The organism is Culturomica massiliensis (assembly GCF_900091655.1).
Taxonomy (GTDB): Bacteria; Bacteroidota; Bacteroidia; order Bacteroidales; family Marinifilaceae; genus Culturomica; species Culturomica massiliensis.
In genome coordinates, this window is the sequence record NZ_LT594621.1 from 593,402 (window position 1) to 613,126 (window position 19,725).

Below are 19,725 nucleotides of genomic sequence, written 5' to 3' on the forward strand. Positions count from 1 at the left end.
TATTATCATAATTGCACTGATTCAAATGTGTAAACCGGAAAATCGGCAAGATTTCGCTATCACCGATTGGCTATTGAAAGGATGATTTCATTTCAGGTTTTTTGAAAGTAGGTTTACGAATCATTCGGAGATACACTCTAATACAAAGTAACGCAATGGTACCAATTTGAAATATGTAAACAATAGGGATGAGATTAAAATAAGCAGGTTTTATATCTGCGCTTTCTCATTGCCGCCAAGCGAATTCCGAAATTAAAAATTACCTGGAACAGAAAAAATATGAGAACGACAATAGTTATCCTTTCCGGATGGATATTGCTTTTAATGTTAACAGCGTGTAGTGAAAACTATACACCCCGGAAGTATATGGGTCTGAAAGGAAAGGTCACGAGTTTGCGGGATACGGTATATCGTTTCAAGTACTCTTATGACACCCTGAGAACCCCGGACAAAATCGGTCATATCACAATCATCGGTTTTGATGATTGGGGAAATATCACGAGCCAATATGAGTATTTGGGAATGGATTCTGTTCCTTTCCAGATAGAAGAGTATCTATATAGTGGCGATACGCTTTTGTGGAGTAGTTCCCGAATACGCCAGTCAGATGGAACTTATGCCGCTCTTGTTTATGAATTTGTTTCCCGGAACAACAACACCGTGAAATACAAAATAGATAATGGCAGCGAGATTTGGGAAGAACAAGTCAGAACTTCGGGAAAATATCGTTGTTATTCCGGGAAGGGGGAGTGGGGATACGAAAAAAAAGAGGCATGGGCCGACAAGAATAACAACATTACAAAATGGAAATTATTGAGTGTGAGTGATGAATTCAAGAGCGTGACGAAAGACAGTTCAAATACCTTCAGTGTGCTTCGTATGTATAAATATGACTCTTATGACCATGTAATAGAAGAGATACATATTGAGGATGGTGATACCACGGTATATACTAATTCTTATTCCGGTTATGATGACCGTGGTAACTGGACAGAAAGCAAAACTCAAGTAGACGGCCGCTTCAAAATTTTGACGAAACGAACCATAAAATATACGGAATAATCTGATTATGAACGAATAATCAATAACAAACGCTCCCCGTCTCTTTGTAAAAAACAGGGAGCGAAATTGGTTATCCGGTAACTCTAAATCTTCTTGCCGATATAGAAAACATATCCGTAAAAGGCTTTATATTTGCGGTATAGCTCTTCTTCCTGTCGGCTGAAAGCAATGAAGTCTGCAACCGCCTGATTACCTGCGTACTTTTTTAAAATCTTCTCGCGCACTGCGGCTTGCGGAGCAAAATAGTGTTCCGTCCAGCAGTTTTCGGGTAGAATAAAGGTTGCCACCGGAACGTATCCGGCTCTCTGCATTTGAGAAACCTTTCGGGGAATCGTATCTATGCCGGGTTCTGCCGCCATCCAGAAATTGTTAATCTCAGAAGGACGTTCGCCGGTAAACCACGATGGTTCGGTAACGGCAATGTAGCCTCCTTGTTTGAGGTATTCATACCACTGACGCAACCCCTGCTCGAAACCGATATTACAGATAGCTCCTTCCGACCAGATGAGGTCCAATGATTCTTTCTTGAAGGGAAGAGCTTCTTCCATCGACCCGACAATGCCTTTTACCCGTTCTTGCAGACTGAGCCTTCCGGCATTGCGGTTGAAAAGGGTGATAAAATCGGGAAACAGATCGAGTCCTGTAATATGGCCCGGAATATTTTGAGCCAGCACCATTGTCTGACCTCCCGTTCCGCAACCAATATCGGCAATGCGGGAATTTTCGGTCAGATTGTCGATAAAACTCAATGCTTTAAGTGTTGCTTCGGGACTACCTGGCCCTTGTCGTTCGAGATTGGAAAAATATTCGCAGATTAGATTCAATTCGAATTGGCTGATTGTTTTATTTTCGTTACTCATTGTTTTAATGTGTTTTGCGCACAGGCAAAAGCATAACAATACCTGCTTACTGTGCACAAATTAAACTTGAATTATTATAATAGAAAACTGCTATCGGAAGAGTATCCGAATGCAAACAAAAGAACAATCCGTGTCAAAACACAGACTGCTTATTAAACAATATCCCAATAGAATGTTTTTGTCATCGCTACAAAGATAGCGTACATTTCTCAGTTTGCAAAATAATTCGCTAACAAACAACAAGTTGTATTGCAAGATTATTTTTTTCGGCAAATACAATCGGTCAGGTGATCGTTAATAAACCCTGCGGCCTGTAAATGTGCATAACAAATCGTCGAGCCGAAGAATTTGAATCCACGCTTTTTCATATCCTTGCTCATCGCGTCCGATTCGGGAGAAGATACCGGGATCTTGTTCAATGAGCTAAAAGTATTGACTATCGGTTTCCTGTCGGGAAAGAAAGAGAGCGTGTAATCATAAAAATTGCCGAATTCTTTCTGCACTGCGAGGAACAGCCTTGCGTTGGTAATGGTTGCCTTGATTTTCAGGCGGTTTTTTACAATGCCGTCGAATTGCATCAACCGTTCCACATCTTCGTCGGTCATTTGTGCCACCTTCTCGGCATCAAAGTCGCAAAATGCTTTGCGGTAGCCTTCTCTTTTTCTGAGAATAGTTATCCAACTCAGTCCGGCTTGGGCACTTTCCAGTACAAGAAATTCAAAAAGCGTTTTATCATCGGTAACTAATCGTCCCCATTCTTCGTCGTGGTATTTCACATAAAGCTCGTCGGTTCCGCACCAACCGCAGCGTCCGTTTACAATATCTTGCATAATCATATCCTTCGTTTCAGATAAATCATATCTTTAAGTAACACACCATCCTCAAGTATCGGATGGTCGTAATTGTCGGTGAAAAAATTTTCGATCCGATGGGAGTACTTAAACCCACAACTGTTGTAGAATCCGATTGTGCTCGGCACATCACCTGTTCCGACCAACATTTGGGTATATTTTCCCGCATAGTGGACAAGAAGGTGATTTATCAACTTCTTGCCGTATCCCTGCCTTTGGAATTCGGAGGTAACTGCAATATTCTTGAGTTCACAAACACCATCCTTCTCATTCGTAACCACACAAACCGCTTTAATACCATTATCCTCAAGTGCAAACATATCTCCCCGTTCCAGATAACGATCTATCATAGATTCCTGTTCGTCGGCAAGCAACAGCAGGTCGATGTATTGTTTCTTATTGTTAGTTATTTGATTAATGCAAAAGCTCATGTTACTGTATATTAATAAACTATGTTGCAAAATTACTCTGTCTTCAAGTAGCACATTTTCCCCGTCCCCCGGGTGCTTTTTACTGTAAGGTTTGGGGGTGGTGTTCGAAGTTGATACCGGCTTTGCGGGCTTGGGAGTGTTGAAATTGGCGCTTGATGTGGTAGAGTTGGCCGTCTTTGATGAATTTTGCCCCGGTTTGTTTGAACCAGAAAGCGATGTTGTTTTTTATGCAGATGTTCCGGAGTTCCATTACCCAGTCGAAATCACAGGGACGGGAGTTATAGCCGGATTCGCCGCCTGCAACGACCTGTTCGATCCATTCGCCGATGCGGTAAGGGTGCAGGTCGATCCGTTCCAGAAGCGGTTCGCAGATGATGATTTTATGCCTGATGGGGGCGGTCTGGTAGATTGGCAGACGGTAATCGGCACAGGCTTGGTTTTCGATTGTACAGCAAATGGTGACATTGTCGTATCCGTCTCCCCAGTCTGCAGGCAGACAACGGGAAAAGCGGTCTATCCGTTTGGTGATCATCAAGAAATTGAGATCATTGCGCAGTCGTATCATTTCCCAGGCTTGGGAACGCCACACATCGGCATCTTCGACGAAAAAATCGGAGGTAAAACAGGTATATACGAGTGTCCCGGGAGGGATTTTGTACTCTCCGTTGCGTTTTTTTCGTATGGGCAGATCGAAATTTTTCGTTTGTGTTACCACCGAACTGTTTACGTCTCGTTTGGCATCGCCGCGATAAACGTAGCAATGCTGGCAACCGGGACTTACCTTGTGGCAACCGTGCCACAGGTTCCACATGACAGATTTTGAGGCAATGGCATTCGTTGGCATCAGGATTCTTATTTTGCAATTGATCCGGTAATTTCGTAAACTGTTCCGTTTTTGGGCTATTCGTAAATGATCCGGTCGTCAAATGTACGGATAATCTTTTTACTTTATCCGGTGATTAAAAATTAATATTTATGCCACCCATGAATGTTGCTTTGGGCATGGGAAAGCCGGCGTTGACTTCGTAATGTTGGGCCAGCAGGTTTTCACCTTTGACGAACAAATGGGCATGGCGGGTCAGTCGGTAATTTGCCCTGATGTTCCAAAGTACGAAATCTTCCGTGATTTCCTTTGGTGTTACCGCAGTATACAGGTTTTTCACATATTGCAGGCCTGTCGATGCGCTCCAGCGGCCTTTGGTGAAATCGGCTCCGGCAAATAACTTGTGTTCCGGGGCTGCTATCACCGGATTTTCCATATTCAGCCAACTGTAATTGGCGGACAGGTTCCATTGCGGATGGAGGCGGTAGGAAAAATTGATCTCAACTCCCCAGTTTTCGATCTCCCCGGTATTTACATTCAACGGTTTGCCTGAAGTACGGTCTACCGTAATCATATTATCTCCGTCGATATAATACAGATTTATACCGTAATAAAAAGTATTTTTCAATAGTTTCTGCGAGAACGAGAGTTCGTAATTCATCAAACGCTCGGGACGCAAATCCGGATTTTGTGGCGGAAACATATACATTTCCCGGATGGTCGGGTTCCGGAACCCTTTACTTGCCATGGCTTTCAGTTCTGCGTTCCGGGGGAGATGAACGGCCAGACCGCCTTGCGGAATAATTTCTGTACCTACGTGTGAATGGTGATCTATACGCACGCCGGCGTTCAGCGATAATCGCTTTCCGATATCCTGGCGAAAATCGACATATCCGGCGAATTCGTCCATTTGCTTGTCGACACCGGGTTCACGTTCTCCCGAAGCTAAAACCTTATTCCATGATTCTCCTCCGAAATGCTGGTAATCGAAACCCGTTGTCAGGCGATTGCCGCTGAACAATGTCGCGCTCTGGTACCAGGAAATGCCGTACATTTGATCTTTGGAGTTGAAATGCGATTTTTGCGGCTCTTCTCCAGGATGATAACCGTCATTTATTTTATGACGTCCCCAGTTATAAAAAAAGCTCAATGTTCCGGAAGTTTTTGCATAATGATTTTCTAAAGCGAACGAAGTCATACCACGGGTGATGCGCGAGTCGTTGTCAATATACGGAGCATCGGTAGTCCCCGGATTGGAAGCGTTGAAATGAGTAATATTTACATCGCCCCACAATTTCCAGTGGGAGGTAAAGTCGTATCCCGCTTTGGCGTATCCGCCGTATTGTTCGAAACCCATATCCGGCCGGTGTCCGTCGGTCCGGTTGTAAGAACCTGTCACGACACTGCTGAAACGGCCTTTTCTGATGCGGTTGGACAGTTCGCTTTGTAATGTTCCGTACGAACCGGCACTTATATTGACACCGGTTTTTATTCCGTCCTGCTGTTGTTTCCGGGTGACGATATTGATAACCCCGCCCATCGCATTTGAGCCATAAAGTACGGAGGCCGGACCGCGCAGTACTTCAACCCGTTCGGCCAGCATCGATTGGTAGGCGTCGGCAATGGGATGTCCCATCAATCCCATGTATTGGGGATGTCCGTCGATCAATACCAATAATCCGGTAGTCGGGCTGCCACCGATGCCGCGCAGGCTTATGCCTCCGGCGGCTCCCGTAGATACTCCGTAACCCATTATGCCCCGGCTGGTCGTGAAAAGTCCCGGGATTTGCTCCGTAAGTATCGGGAGTAACGAGGGCTCGTAACGTTTTTCTATCTGGGAACGGTTTACGACAGAAACCGTCATCGGCAGATGACGGATATCCGTCTCATTACGGGTGCCCGTTACGACTACTTCTTCCATGGTAAGATTACGGACAATACGGGAAGTATCGCTTTCGGCTTTTACATGCACTGCCGTTCCGATAAGTGTGCAGAACATTAAAACAACAGTCCGTTTTTTCTTTATCCTTATTTTGCTTGTAAAATTTCGAATCATGGGGTGAATTTTATTTTAGCTGTTCAGTAAACCTATACGCCGTGTAAAGATAAGTGTAATTTGTCTTTTTTGGGAAAAACATCATTTGTTATTATAAGCTGCCGTATTCCGTTTGGAAGGACTCGAAAAGCCTTTTGTACCGGCAATTGCCGGACAGAGTTTTCTGAAGTGTTCCCGTTTATTCTCCGGGAATCTCTTTTACTATTTCGGCAGGTACACCGGCGACAACCGTATTGGGAGGAACGTCCCGGCTGACGACGGCTCCCGCCGCAACAACGGAGTTTTCTCCGATGGTTACTCCCGGTAAAACGGTTGCAGCAGCACCGATCCATACGTTTCGGCCAATAAAGATAGGACGGGAAGTGAGGATATGCCTTTCGGAAGATTTCAAACCGTGATTTTCCGTAATCAGATTTACACGCGGTCCGATTTTAGTATTTTCTTCAATCGTAATGCCGCCCCGGTCCATGAAAATACAGGCCTGATTTATGAATACGTGTTTACCTATTCTGATAAACTTACCGAAATCGGTATAGAACGGCAGACGGATCATAGCGGTTTTATCGATTTCGGCACCCAGCAAACGGATGAGGTTCAGAGCTTCCTCCGGTTCGTGGTAAGAGGTGTTGAGTTCGCTCGTTACGATTCGGGCATGTTCCAGGGCTTCCTGCATTTTATCATTTTCGGGGTCGTTCAGAGAGATGGGTTCTCCTGCAAGTGAGCGTTCAAAGATATTCTTTTTCATAATGTATTATTTTAATTGAGGAAACGAAAGTGTTTTGTTTTATACTATTATTGTTTTGTATGGCATGAGCATTAAACGGATTGGTTTCAGTCAAACCCTGTATATTATATTCTTTGTAATTCTTGTTTTTAATTTTTAACCGGCCGAACAGTTTCTGATTTTCGTATTGCAAAAATAAAGAGATCGATTCGTTTCCTTTGTAGACGGATTACGGATGATTTTACCCGAATTACAGATTTTGTGCATTCGTCGCTAACTTGGATGTTTTCCGGTTGGTTTGTATGGTATTATGGTTCTGATAACTTTGATTGGTGCGGTTGCACAGATCGGCGAATCGTTACCGGGAGATATTGGAGGGGCGATAGACGTATTACATACGGATTTATACCTGTAATATGGGTATAATAATCTGTAATTTGTATACCATGATATTGATAGAATACAGGTATTTTTGTTGAAAATAAACAATAAAATCAAAGATATGAAAAAAGTTTGTTTAATTATCGGTATAGCGGGACTGGCTGCAGTAACCTCGTTGTGTGTCCCGAAGGGAGGGAAAGCAGAAACGGTGGAAGCTTCTGCTTTAAAAGCAGCAGAGACTTCCGCTTCTTCGACGGACAGTAAGGTGCTTGTCGCTTATTTCACCTGGCCTGAAACGGACGGTGTTGATGCTTCGTCGGGGGCAAGCCGGGTTGTCGCCCACGGTAAGGTGTACGGCAACACGGAGTATATCGCCGGAATGATAGCTGAGGCTACGGGCGGAGACCTGTTTGCCATCAAAACCGAAAGAAATTATCCGGGTTCGCACAAGGAATTGATCGACGAGGCTAAACGGGAAGCCGAAGCCGGAGAACATCCCCGGTTGGTCACGCATATTGAAAATTTAAAAGATTATGATGTCATTTTTGTGGGGTATCCCAACTGGTGGTATGATATGCCGATGGCGATTTATACCTTTTTCGAAGAGTATGATTTTAGCGGAAAGACAGTGATTCCATTCTGTACTCACGGCGGCAGCCGCTTTTCGCGTTCCGTGGAGACAATCACCGGAATGGAGAAAAACGCCCGTGTGGTGCGCGGGTTGTCAGTTGCCGGACGGGATGTGCCCGAGGCCCGGCAGACCGTGCGGAATTGGCTGGAAAAGCAGAATTTATTGAAACATTAAAATATAACGATGAAATCGAATGTATTACGAAAAATAAGAATAGCGCTTGCTATTGTCTGTTTTCTACTGATTACGTTACTTTTTCTGGATTTTACAGGAACGATACATGTTTGGTTCGGCTGGTTGGCGAAAGTACAGTTTTTACCTGCCGTGCTGGCCGTAAATATCGGTGTAGTGGTTGCGCTGGTGATACTGACCTTGCTGTTTGGCCGGGTATATTGTTCAGTGATCTGTCCGTTGGGGGTAATGCAGGATATCTGGGGTCGGTTGGGAAAAAGACGTAAAAAAAACCGTTATACCTATTCTCCTGCTTTATCGTGGTTACGGTATGGGGTATTGGGAATTTTTGTCGTTGCCTTGATTGCCGGTATCGGCTCACTGGTGGCTTTGCTGGCCCCTTATAGTGCTTACGGACGAATAGCGTCTGATTTGTTTGCTCCGTTCTGGCAATGGGGAAATAATGGTTTGGCTTATATTGCCGAACGGGTCAATAGCTATGCTTTTTATTCGGTTGACGTATGGATAAAGAACACGGCAACGCTTGTTGTCGCTATCGTTTCTTTCGTTGTCCTGGCGGTTTTGGCATGGCGTAACGGTCGTACGTATTGTAATACGATCTGTCCCGTAGGTACTGTCTTGGGTTTTTTGGCCCGTTTCTCACTTTTCCGGCCCGTAATCGATCAGTCGAAGTGTAACGGCTGTACTCTTTGTGCCCGGAATTGTAAAGCGGCGTGTATTGATACCAAAACGCATGTGATTGATTACAGCCGTTGTGTCGTTTGTATGGATTGCATCGGTAAGTGTCATAGAGGTGCGATTTCTTATGCTTTGTGCCACAGCATAAAAAAAAGAAAACAGACAACTGCGGAGATAGAGGCGGATGGAATTTCGCGTCGCGGTTTTCTTGCTATTGCCGCATTGTTCAGCACGACATCGCTTGTCCGGGCACAGGAAAAAAAGGTGGATGGCGGATTGGCTGTTATTACTGCAAAGAAGATCCCGAACCGGACGACACCGGTTGTACCGCCCGGTGCACAGGGGCTTCGTAATATGGCAGCTCATTGCACGGGTTGTCAGCTTTGCGTTTCGGTATGTCCCAATCAGGTATTGCGTCCGTCGGGTAAACCGGGAACGCTGATGCAGCCAGAGGCTTCGTATGAGCGGGGCTATTGCCGGCCCGAATGTGTGAAGTGTGGTGAAGTTTGTCCCGCAGGAGCTATTCTGAAAATTACGACTGCCGATAAATCGGCTATTCAGGTTGGACATGCCGTGTGGATAAAAGAAAATTGCGTGTCTCTGACTGATGGTGTGGATTGTGGAAATTGTGCACGTCATTGTTCTGTCGGGGCCATTACGATGGTCGCATCCGATCCGGATGTGCCGGATTCGCCTAAAATACCGGTTGTGAATGTCGAGCGTTGTATCGGGTGCGGTGCCTGTGAGAATCTTTGTCCGGCACGTCCGTTCAGTGCTATTTATGTCGAAGGTCATGAATGTCACAGAGTGATTTAAAATTACAGGTAATGGAAGAGAAAAATAAGAAAAATCAAATAGACCGCCGGGAGTTTCTCAAACGTCTTGGCATAGGGGCGGCTGTTTCGACCGTTGCGTTGACCGGCTGTAACTCTGGAAAGAATTCGGTTTCGGGTGATCGTTCGGCTTTGGGTGATATTCCGGTCGATAGGATGACTTTCCGCACCAATCCGAAGACGGGAGAAAAAGTATCGTTATTGGGGTACGGCTGTATGCGCTGGCCTACTCTTCCCGGAGGAGATGAGCCTATTGATCAGGAAACGGTGAACCGTTTGGTGGATTTTGCCATCGGACACGGTGTGAATTATTTCGATACGTCGCCGGCTTATTGCAAAGGACGGTCGGAACGGGCAACCGGGATAGCGCTCAAACGGTATCCGCGCGATAAATTTTTCATTGCTACCAAGTTGTCGAATTTTGCTCCATCGACCTGGACCCGGGAGGAGTCCCTGAAAATGTATCACAATTCATTCAGGGAATTGCAGGTCGATTATATCGACTATATGTTGCTGCACGGCGTAGGGATGGGAAATGGCATGGCTGAATTGGAGGCGCGTTATATCGATAACGGAATACTCGACTTTCTGATGACCGAACGTGAGGCGGGACGTATCCGTAATCTCGGTTTTTCCTACCACGGTGATATACGGGTATTCGACTATTTGCTGTCGCAGCACGAAAAATACAAGTGGGACTTCGTGCAAATACAGCTTAATTACGTCGACTGGAAACATGCGAAGGAAGTCAATACGCGTAACACCGATGCCGAATATCTTTACGGTGAACTTGCCAAACTGAATATTCCGGCGGTTATCATGGAACCTTTGCTGGGCGGGCGGCTTTCAAATGTACACGATCACATAGCTGCCAAGCTTAAGCAGCGGCGTCCCGACGAAAGTGTGGCTTCATGGGCATTCCGGTTTGCCGGATCGTTTCCCGGGGTGTTGACTGTGTTGAGCGGTATGACTTATATGGAACATCTGCAGGATAATCTGCGTACTTTTGCGCCCTTGGACCCGCTGACTGAAGCAGACATGGAATTTTTGGAAGAAACAGCTCAGGCTCTGCTGCGCTACCCGACGATTCCCTGTAATGATTGCAAATACTGTATGCCCTGTCCTTATGGACTGGATATTCCGGGAATATTGCTGCATTTCAACAAATGTATCAACGAAGGTAATATGCCTTCTTCGGCTCAGGATGCCGGTTACCGGAAGGCACGCCGGGCTTTCCTCGTAGGATACGACCGTTCGGTACCGCGTTTGCGGCAGGCCGATCATTGTATCGGATGCAACCAATGTGTACATCATTGTCCGCAGAACATCCGTATACCCGAGGAAATGCAACGTATCGACAGGTTTGTGGAAGACTTGAAACAAGGGCGTGAATTCTGAAAGCAGAATACAATGGGACAGGAGATGGGGTTTATGACGGAAGAAGAACGGCAGAGCCTGATTGGATATCTGTTTACTGAAAAGTGTTCGTGTGTGATCCGTAACGGCAAGGACATTCGGGTGTTCCGTGAACGGGGCGTGAAAGATTTGTACCGGCTGTTGAAAGAGGAACCGGAATTTTTGAAAGGGGCTTTTGTTGCGGATAAGGTTGTCGGTAAGGCGGCTGCGGCATTGATGATACTGGGCGGGGTGAAAGAGCTGTTTGCAGGGGTGGCCAGCTTTCCGGCTCTTGAGCTTTGCCGGAAAACCGGCCTGCGGGTCGGTTGCATACACGAAGTACCCTATATCGTCAACCGTATGCAGACAGGTTGGTGTCCTTTGGAAATTCGTTGTAAAAACCTGGAAACGCCGGAGGAATGCCGGATAAAAATTGAAGAATTTATAAATATACAATTTAAAAATCAATAATCGGAAATTATGCAGACAACAACAGTAAAACTCTATTCGCTGGAGTATACGGATGCGAAAACATACCTGACAGCCGCCTTGTTTATGGCGGGGAATATCGTACTGCCGCAATTGTGCCACCTCGTACCGCAGGGAGGAGCACAGTGGTTGCCTATTTATTTTTTTACGTTGATCGGAGCATACAAATACGGCTGGAGGGTCGGATTGCTGACAGCGGTCGTTTCCCCTCTGCTCAATTCCATTCTCTTCGGAATGCCTGCTGTGGCGGTATTACCGGCTATTTTGTTCAAGTCGGTGTTATTGGCATTGCTTGCTGGCTTGGCTGCCATGCGTTTCAAAAGAGTTTCATTACTTTTGTTTGCCGCAGTCGTGGGTATCTATCAGACGATAGGTACATTGGGCGAATGGGGGATAAAAGGTGATTTTTTCCTGGCCGTACAGGATTTCCGCATCGGATTACCGGGCATGTTGTTGCAGGTGTTCGGCGGTTGGGCCGTTGTTAAATTTTTTATTCGTAAATGATAAGGTATCGTTGTTGATGGGAGATTACCGGTATACAGGAAATACCGGTCTCCTCCAACAATGCACTTACGGGCTTACTGCCTGAATTAACCGAAATCGATATATCCGGAAATTACATTTCCGGATATATTTCTGATAACTTTCGGTATATTATCCGGTCTTTTTCGAAAATCTGTAATCGGGGTTATAATACCTGTAATTCATCTACTAAAACTTTTCTCGGGACAACGTAATTTTGTTGTGTAAAATGATTCTGAAAGCTGCTTGATAATTTTAAAGAGTAGCCGTTACTGATCTGTAGAAAATAATTTAAACTTATAAAATAAACGATTATGGCAAAAAGAGTATTGATTTTATCGTCTAGTCCGCGCCGTGGCGGAAATTCCGACACCCTTTGCGATGAATTTATGCGGGGAACTGTTGAAGCGGGAAATGAAGCGGAAAAGATTTTTCTGGGTGATAAAACCGTTCATTATTGTACGGGATGCAGTGTTTGTAGTTTGCATAAAAAGCCTTGTCCGCAGAAAGACGATGCAGCCGGGATTATTGGGAAAATGTTGACAGCCGACGTGATTGTCATGGCCACCCCGGTTTATTTCTATACCATGAGCGCTCAGATGAAAACGCTGATAGACCGTTGCTGCGGACTTTATACGGAGATGAGCAACAAGGAATTTTATTTTATCGTTACTGCGGCAGAAGAAGATACCCGCTTGCTGGAACGTACCGTCGACACCTTTCAGGGATTTCTCGATTGTCTGAAAAAACCTCTCGTCAGAGGGGTAGTATTGGGTACGGGGGTGTGGCATGTCGGGGAAATAAAAGATAAGCCTGCTATGTACGAAGCGTATGAAATGGGAAAACAGGTCTGATTTAATTTATGAGATCATGAAACGGAATTTGTTGAATATATTAATACTTGTTTTTATGTTGCCGTTCGGTATGTATGCCTGTCATCCTGCTCAGGTAAAAGTAATAAATAATGACCCGGAACAGACAGGAGAGGATAGCGTTACTTCCGGATTTCCCAAAGTATACTTGTGTAAAGACATCACTGCCGGAAATCTGGTCCGGATTTATGAAGCACTGGGACGTCCGGTAAAAGGTAAAGTAGCCGTAAAACTCAGTACGGGAGAGCCGGGAGGCCATAATTTTCTGCAACCGGCTTTAATTAAAGACCTGGTAAAAAAGGTCAACGGTACGATTGTGGAATGCAATACCGCTTACGGGGGCGGACGTTCGGATACCGAATCTCACTTTAAGGCAGCCGAAGATCATGGTTTTACAGCCATAGCTCCGGTGGATATTATGGATGCTGACGGAGAAGTCAGGCTTCCGGTTAAAAACGGAAAACATCTGAAGGAAGATATTGTCGGTTCTCATTATCTGAATTATGATTTTACGGTGGTGCTTTCCCACTTTAAGGGACATGCTATGGGCGGTTTCGGAGGCGCGATCAAGAATATTTCAATCGGAATCGCTTCTTCTGACGGGAAACGCCTGATTCATTCGGCTGGGACAAGTACAACCGATTGGGGAAATCCCGCCCAGGATGATTTTTTGGAGTCTATGGCCGAGGCGGCACAAGCTGTCATTCAGCATTGCGGCGACAATATCCTATACATTAGTGTGGCCAATAATTTGTCGGTAGACTGCGATTGTGATTCCAATCCGGCCGATCCGCAGATGGGGGATATTGGTATTTTGGCCTCACTTGACCCGGTGGCACTCGATAAGGCATGCACCGATTTGGTTCGGGCATCGGAAGATCATGGAAAGATACATCTGATTGAACGCATAGATTCCCGTCATGGTATGCATACGCTGGATTATGCCGAACGGATCGGATTGGGTAGCCAAAAGTATGAATTGGTGGAGTTGAAATGAAAATCATTGATTTTATCATTGTCGCGCTACAGTAACCTCTTTTCCTTTTTTCCGTTTCTATGGATAGAAACAGGCGGAAGGAATGAAAAAGAAAATCAGGATAGTTGTTTATGTCATTTTTGCACTTGTCATTGTATATTTCGGAGTACAATGGATACTGGAAAGTAAAATCAGGAACCTCGTTGAAAAAAAGATATATGAAGTGACCCGGGGGACTGTAAAGGCTGAAGTCGGTTCGGTTTCTTTGCGGTTGATCAGTCGCTCGTTATGGCTGAAAGAGGTGAAAATCAGTTCAGATACAGGAGCCGGCCTTCAAAACGGTCTGCCTCTGATAACTGCTGAGGGGTACCTTAAAAAAGTGGGGATACGCGGCATTCGTTTTAAAAAAAAAGATTCCGTAATTTACTTACGGGCAAAGGGGGTTGAATTGGACGTTTCGCGGCTGTCGGCCGATATATTGAAGAAAAGCCGGGATATCTCGGCTATGGATCGGAATATACCGCGCTTGCAGTTACAAATACAAAAAATAGCTGTCCGGCTCGGTCATATCCACTGCTGTGAAATCGAAGGACGTGATTCCGCCGAATTCCGTTTGCAGGATTTTAACGGGGAAGTAAACGATTGGGAGATGAATACGCTTTCCCGGAACACCGGTTTACCTTTTTCCTGCCGGGATTTACAAATGGCTTTGTCCTCCTTTCACTATTCGTTTGGAGAGAATTCACAGGTATTGGAAATCGATTCATTAAAACTGCAAGGAGCAAAGGGCCGCTTTGCTGTCGGAAATATCCGGTTGATGCCCCGGTATGGCATGTACGAATTTGCAGAAAAGGCCCCGGGACATGCGGATTGGATCCGAATCAAGGCCTCCGGATTGCGGGGGGAAGGGTTCAGTTTACAAAAACTGATGTCTGAACGGTTTATATTTATCGATAGTATTTCTTTGGAAAAGGCTTCTGTCAGTAGTTTTAAAAATCGGCAGATTGAGCAGAAAGCTCGGGTAAAACGTTTGTTTTACGAATCGGTACAGGAATTCTCTCTTCCTTTTGCTGTCCGGAGGGTTGCCCTGAACCGTGTCGATGTCGAATACCTGGAGTTGGCTAAACACGGACTTTCACCGGGAAGAATTGCTTTCGGTGATTTGCGGGGAATATTTTACGATCTGACAAACAGACCTCCATCCGGACAGTCTTTTTATACCTTAAGGGCCGAAGGTAGACTGATGGATCAAGGGAAAATACAGGCTGTTTTCCGTTTACCGGCCGATTCTGTAAAACCGGCTTTTGAAATTGCCGGAGAGATGGGACCTCTGAATTTAGCTGTTTTAAATCCGATACTGGAACCTTTGGCAAAAATTAAGGTCACATCCGGACATTTGGAGAAAATGACATTTGAAATAAAAGGGAATTCGCAAAAAGCCCGGGTAGATATGGTGTTTTTGTATGAGAGGCTCCGGATTCGTATAATGAAAGAAAAGGACGGAAAGCTTGAGACCAGTTCGTTTCTTACAACTTTGGCTAATGGAATGATTGTAAAGGAAAATAACCCGGATCACCGGGGAATACGAAAAGGAGAGGGCTGGGCCGAAAGAGATCCCTATCGTTCCCAGTTCAATTACCTTTGGAAAATAATGCTCGAGGGACTGAAAAAATCTGTCGGACTCTAATTTTGCCGGAAAATAGGATTGGGGTAAGAAAGATTCGGAAGCTCTTCCTTTTTATTTTCATGCTCTTTTTAAACATCAGTAATGGATTTCTTCGATAGTAGTAGTGGTTGATAGTGTCTTTCGTATTTCGGTTTCCGTAATGATACTCTGTCAAATAACCTGAAAATAGATTTCTGTATGGCAAAAAAATATATATTTGTATAAATTCAACCGAAACAGTAAATACAATGGGGTTATTAAATTTTATATTCGGTAAATCGAATAAAATGGAAAATGAGTTTTTCGGAACAATGACTTTTTTTGAGTTTAAGAGAGAACCTCATAAAAATTATTTCGAATGTAGTCGTCATTTTAAACCGACCGACAAAATAATAGAAATCGGCATCGACGGAGATAAGGCAGGAGTAACCAAAGAGCAAATCGGGTTTTTTAGGCGTATAGAGGACAATTATTCCAAAATATGCCAAACGGTTGCTCCTTTGATTGAGAAGGAATTCGGGAGTTGGAAAGAAGGGTTCAGAATACTTGATTTTCAAAAGGAATTCGAGGCAGTCTATTTGAGTTTACCGCGATGTGAAACCCAGCCTGTTATTTGGGAAATTGCTTTTGAATCGGAACATGACGGAAATCATACCTTCACATTAACTATGTCAGACTTTGAGGCAAAAGAAATACTTATCGACGGATAAAACAATAGGTAGTCTGTTTCTGTCCGGATATTAAACGATGTAATGAAATGAAAAGCCTATTTTTATTCCTATTGGTCAGTTTTTGGACATTGGAGACCGTATTCGGTCAGAATCCGGCCTTGGCAGAAGCTGCTTGTCAGATAGAAAATCCTGCGATTCAATACGACCCTTCTTATTTTAGGATTTCCTACCCTAACGGGGATGTGCCGGTAGATAAAGGTGTATGTACAGATGTCGTGATCAGGGCTTACCGGAAATTAGGAATTGATTTACAGAAAAATGTCCATGAAGATATGAAAGCTAACTTTGGCAGGTATCCTAAAAACTGGGGACTTACCCGACCCGATCCGAATATAGACCATCGGCGAGTGCCTAATTTAATGACATTCTTTTCGAGATACGGTGAAGTGCTTGAGATTACAGATCGTCCGGAGGATTATAAACAGGGAGATATCGTTTGCTGGGATTTGGGACGTGGAATATTACACATCGGGATCGTTTCGAATGTCGCTTCAAAGGAGCAGGTTCCTGATTCTAACAACCGTCTTTTGATGATGCACAACATCGGCGCCGGTCAGGTATTGGAAGATTGTCTGTTTGACTGGAAAATAATAGGTCATTACAGGTATTTCGGAGAAGTCGAATGAAGGAAGTGCGCTACAGAAGTGTGCTCTTAAATTGGGCAGATTGTTTTGTGTTTAAAGTCGGCTTTATCGTCTTTGGTCAATGTATTCAAAGCCAAGGGGATGATAAGTTCGGCCGATTCCAGAAGATTGAATGTGAAAAATTCGGTTTTTGCCGATTCCGGGAGAATACCGAGATCCGCTAATTACTTCCGAAAATCTGATCTTGCGGTAATTTAAAATTATCCAAAACCAGGAGAATAATAGAACATCCTTGGGGTATCGGGGGTATAAACGACGTTTGCTCTGCGTATACCTATGGCTACATATACGACGGTACAGGAACGGTATAGCTGCGGTATATGAACGGTCCCCGCCGGAGTTGTACCGGAGTTGTACCGGAGTTAATAAGGCGAATCCCCGGCGAATCTCCGGTTGATCTCATACGGGGAACATAGCACTTTATCCCCGTCCCCGGGTGCTACTACGGACTTTGTTTGTTTTTTATTTTAAGGATGGATATAAGTGATTTATTCGTCCATGCTATGTTTTTCGATGTCAGGTAGAGCGGATACATTGTCAGGGCGGTTGTCATTCCCACGATTGAACCCAACATAATGTCTTCGGCAAAATGTTGCGATAGGTAAATGCGCGAGTAAGCTGCCACAATCGCCAGCATAAGACAAAAGAACGATATGTATCGGTTTTGTGACAAAAGGGTGATACAGGTCATGGTGGCAAAAACGGCGGAGGTGTGCCCTGACGGAAAACTGTTGGCGGTATGTATCTTCATTCCCTCCACAAACTGCAAAGCCACGTCAGGGAAGTTCTCTTCGAAAAATATTTTGGGGCGCGGCACACCGAAGAACCATTTCAGTCCTTTGGTAAGCAAAGCGTTCACAAGCAGAGTGATCAGCAGGTAAAACGATTGGTTTATTCGGAGGAAAAGATAAACCATAACAATAACGAAGGGGATGCTGGCACCCAGGTGGGTAAAATAGGTGAAAAAAAAATCCAGAAAAGACGAGCGATAGACATTGAGCATCAAGTGTAGTTCGCCCTTTTCGTAAATTACAATCAGTAAAAACCAGATTATTGCAAAAACGGCGTATGGAACAAGAAAGCAGATGAAAGTTTTTTTATTCATTTTTCTTAATTGTTATTCAGTAATTACGTGCAAAGCACGAACAACGCAAACGGAGAGTGTGTAAAACGGCATAACCGGATAACGTGCAATGCGTCAGTTATAAATATTCAATTCTTCTTTATAAATCGGACTTTCCACTCCCAGGAAATTCAGCACGCTGTGAAATACGTGATTTTGTGTCAACGATTCATTCGGTTTGAGTTGTCTCAAACTGTCGGATACCCAAACGATAAAGGGAATTTCGTACTGCTCCCGCGGAGCAATACTCATAGGTAGGCCATGCATATAGAGATTTTTTTCGCCCAGCGACTCGCCGTGATCCGAAACAAATATCATCGAGCTGTCATACTCTTTCAGTTCTTTCAGTAGTTCAATCAGGCTGTGCAACAAATAGTCGGTATAAACAATGGTATTATCGTAAGCGTTTATCAACTCCTCTTGCGAACAGTCTGCCAGTTCAACGCTGTTGCATACGGGGGTGAAAATTTCGAAACGAGGAGGATATTTTTTGCTGTATGTCGGACCGTGGCTTGTGCTTGTGTGCAGAATGATTAACACTTTATTGTGTTCGCTTTCCGATATCTGCTCTTTCAGTCCGCTTAAAAGGATTTCGTCGTAATTGCCGTTTTCTCCTTTATAGCCAGGCATCAGGGCCGCTCTGTTTTGATAGGTCTTTATATGAACCGGCGGTTCTCCCCAGTTGGTTGTTCGCCACACAACCGACACATTGTTGCGAAACAAATAGTTGGGCAGTATCTCGTATAAATCATTGGACTTTTTGTGTGTTAAAATACATTTCATGCCGGCAGTGGTGTAGGTGGCACAAGATACCGCCGGGAAATAAAACAGGTTGGGCGTTTCGGACAACAAGGGGTTGGTATTCTTTTCGTAACCATAGAGCGAAAAGTTTTTACTTCTTGCCGATTCGCCTATTACCAGAACCAATACCGATTTTTTATTGTCTTTTAGGATGGCGTCGGGCAACAGAATTTCTTTTCTGTTGCTTTGGTGCTTATGGATATAAAAGCGTGCGATATTTACCGTGTAAGACCATGGCATTACAAGCCCGCCCAGAGTGGTGTCGTGTTTGTCAATCCATAGCCAGTTCGTGGCGTTGACAAATATCAATGCGGCGAAAAACAGCAGTGTCAGTGAAGTCGTTACCAAAAACTTTTTTAGCTTTACGGTTATTATTTTAGCCTTGATGATGTAGATCGAGGGAAATATGCCGAACAATAAGATGTATAGCAGTAACTTTACCGAGAAAAAACTGCTTGCTTCATCATAATTTGTATTGATAACGTTGCCTATCATTCCCTTGTCTATGATAATGTTGTAAGTATTTACAAAATAGGTGGCAATTGAGCTTATTATAAAGGTTACAACCATCAGAAACTTCCCTACAAAACGCGACAGGAAAAGAAATAGATAAAAAGTAAAAGCATTAAACAGTAATAATAAAACAAAGAGACTGATAACCAGTAATATGCCGTTGAAACTTTTATAATTGAGGTTATTGAAAACAAAAGCAAGAAACGAATAGTGGAAAAACAAAAGGTTGAACAGACTCATCAACAAGGCGAAATGAGTAATTTTTATACTTTTTGTCAATTGGGGAAACAATAACTTCATGCAGCAATAGATTTTATGTGAATTAGTGATAAATAAATTAGAGTAAGTTGTCGCCTTTCAATTGGACGCTTTTTGTACAAGAAAAACGGAATGGCAATCAAAACAATATTTGAAATCTATGCGGCAATTATCGGATTCATACCTCTTTGCATTTTTGGTGCCGAAAAAGTG

19 protein-coding genes are annotated in these 19,725 nt (G+C 44.2%); 11 read left to right on the forward strand and 8 right to left on the reverse strand.

What is annotated here, in order from left to right; all coding sequences use genetic code 11:
- Positions 1 to 279: 279 nt before the first annotated feature.
- Positions 280 to 1,062: a hypothetical protein gene (locus tag BN8908_RS03625; protein WP_148453170.1), complete on the forward strand. Its 783-nt coding sequence runs from the start codon at positions 280 to 282 to the stop codon at positions 1,060 to 1,062.
- 83 nt (positions 1,063 to 1,145) lie between these two features.
- On the opposite strand, the gene BN8908_RS03630 is transcribed toward BN8908_RS03625, so the two are convergent.
- The 6 genes from BN8908_RS03630 to BN8908_RS03655 all read right to left on the reverse strand — a co-directional run bounded on the left by BN8908_RS03630 (position 1,146) and on the right by BN8908_RS03655 (position 6,828).
- The gene (locus BN8908_RS03630; RefSeq protein ID WP_068689129.1) at positions 1,146 to 1,922 is read right to left on the reverse strand and encodes a class I SAM-dependent methyltransferase; all 777 of its coding nucleotides are present in this window, start codon (positions 1,920 to 1,922) and stop codon (positions 1,146 to 1,148) included.
- A gap of 257 nt (positions 1,923 to 2,179) precedes the next feature.
- Positions 2,180 to 2,752, reverse strand: a complete 573-nt coding sequence (locus BN8908_RS03635) for a DNA-3-methyladenine glycosylase I (protein ID WP_068692078.1) — start codon at positions 2,750 to 2,752, stop codon at positions 2,180 to 2,182.
- 2 nt (positions 2,753 to 2,754) lie between these two features.
- A complete protein-coding gene (locus tag BN8908_RS03640) occupies positions 2,755 to 3,204 on the reverse strand; it encodes a GNAT family N-acetyltransferase (protein ID WP_068689132.1) in 450 nt (149 codons plus the stop codon).
- A 79-nt stretch (positions 3,205 to 3,283) separates the two neighbouring features.
- Positions 3,284 to 4,048 (reverse strand): DUF5131 family protein, encoded by a 765-nt coding sequence (locus BN8908_RS03645; RefSeq protein ID WP_021988528.1) that lies wholly within the window; start codon positions 4,046 to 4,048, stop codon positions 3,284 to 3,286.
- Positions 4,049 to 4,163: 115 nt separating this feature from the next.
- A complete protein-coding gene (locus tag BN8908_RS03650) occupies positions 4,164 to 5,948 on the reverse strand; it encodes a TonB-dependent receptor (RefSeq protein WP_235837464.1) in 1,785 nt (594 codons plus the stop codon).
- Between the two features lie 313 nt (positions 5,949 to 6,261).
- Complete coding sequence (locus BN8908_RS03655; RefSeq protein ID WP_068689136.1) at positions 6,262 to 6,828, reverse strand: sugar O-acetyltransferase; 567 nt, start codon at positions 6,826 to 6,828, stop codon at positions 6,262 to 6,264.
- Between the two features lie 481 nt (positions 6,829 to 7,309).
- Here BN8908_RS03655 and BN8908_RS03665 point away from each other — a divergent pair, with 481 nt between their 5' ends.
- From BN8908_RS03665 to BN8908_RS03710, 10 genes are all read left to right on the forward strand, one after another.
- A complete protein-coding gene (locus BN8908_RS03665) occupies positions 7,310 to 7,993 on the forward strand; it encodes a flavodoxin (protein WP_021988531.1) in 684 nt (227 codons plus the stop codon).
- 9 nt (positions 7,994 to 8,002) lie between these two features.
- Entirely contained in the window at positions 8,003 to 9,505 is a 1,503-nt protein-coding gene (locus BN8908_RS03670; RefSeq protein WP_068689143.1) for a 4Fe-4S binding protein, read from the forward strand.
- Between the two features lie 11 nt (positions 9,506 to 9,516).
- Positions 9,517 to 10,920, forward strand: a complete 1,404-nt coding sequence (locus BN8908_RS03675; protein WP_021988533.1) for an aldo/keto reductase — start codon at positions 9,517 to 9,519, stop codon at positions 10,918 to 10,920.
- A gap of 12 nt (positions 10,921 to 10,932) precedes the next feature.
- Positions 10,933 to 11,388, forward strand: a complete 456-nt coding sequence (locus tag BN8908_RS03680; RefSeq protein ID WP_392389375.1) for a DUF1893 domain-containing protein — start codon at positions 10,933 to 10,935, stop codon at positions 11,386 to 11,388.
- Between the two features lie 9 nt (positions 11,389 to 11,397).
- Positions 11,398 to 11,910: an ECF transporter S component gene (locus BN8908_RS03685; RefSeq protein WP_068689145.1), complete on the forward strand. Its 513-nt coding sequence runs from the start codon at positions 11,398 to 11,400 to the stop codon at positions 11,908 to 11,910.
- 332 nt (positions 11,911 to 12,242) lie between these two features.
- Entirely contained in the window at positions 12,243 to 12,782 is a 540-nt protein-coding gene (locus BN8908_RS03690; protein WP_021988536.1) for a flavodoxin family protein, read from the forward strand.
- Between the two features lie 16 nt (positions 12,783 to 12,798).
- Positions 12,799 to 13,797, forward strand: coding sequence for a DUF362 domain-containing protein (locus tag BN8908_RS03695; RefSeq protein WP_021988537.1), 999 nt, complete (start codon positions 12,799 to 12,801; stop codon positions 13,795 to 13,797).
- An 82-nt stretch (positions 13,798 to 13,879) separates the two neighbouring features.
- Positions 13,880 to 15,463 carry an AsmA family protein gene (locus BN8908_RS03700; protein WP_068689147.1) on the forward strand — a complete coding sequence of 528 codons (1,584 nt, stop codon included), beginning with the start codon at positions 13,880 to 13,882 and terminating at the stop codon, positions 15,461 to 15,463.
- A gap of 227 nt (positions 15,464 to 15,690) precedes the next feature.
- The gene (locus tag BN8908_RS03705) at positions 15,691 to 16,152 is read left to right on the forward strand and encodes a hypothetical protein (protein ID WP_068689148.1); all 462 of its coding nucleotides are present in this window, start codon (positions 15,691 to 15,693) and stop codon (positions 16,150 to 16,152) included.
- Between the two features lie 47 nt (positions 16,153 to 16,199).
- On the forward strand, positions 16,200 to 16,799 hold the full coding sequence (locus tag BN8908_RS03710; protein WP_068689149.1) for a DUF1287 domain-containing protein: 600 nt from the start codon (positions 16,200 to 16,202) through the stop codon (positions 16,797 to 16,799).
- A gap of 460 nt (positions 16,800 to 17,259) precedes the next feature.
- Here BN8908_RS03710 and BN8908_RS03720 read toward each other — a convergent pair whose 3' ends face one another.
- A complete protein-coding gene (locus BN8908_RS03720) occupies positions 17,260 to 17,922 on the reverse strand; it encodes a phosphatase PAP2 family protein (protein ID WP_068689151.1) in 663 nt (220 codons plus the stop codon).
- A 93-nt stretch (positions 17,923 to 18,015) separates the two neighbouring features.
- Positions 18,016 to 19,554: a phosphoethanolamine--lipid A transferase EptA gene (gene eptA / locus BN8908_RS03725; protein ID WP_068689153.1), complete on the reverse strand. Its 1,539-nt coding sequence runs from the start codon at positions 19,552 to 19,554 to the stop codon at positions 18,016 to 18,018.
- Positions 19,555 to 19,725 lie beyond the last annotated feature (171 nt).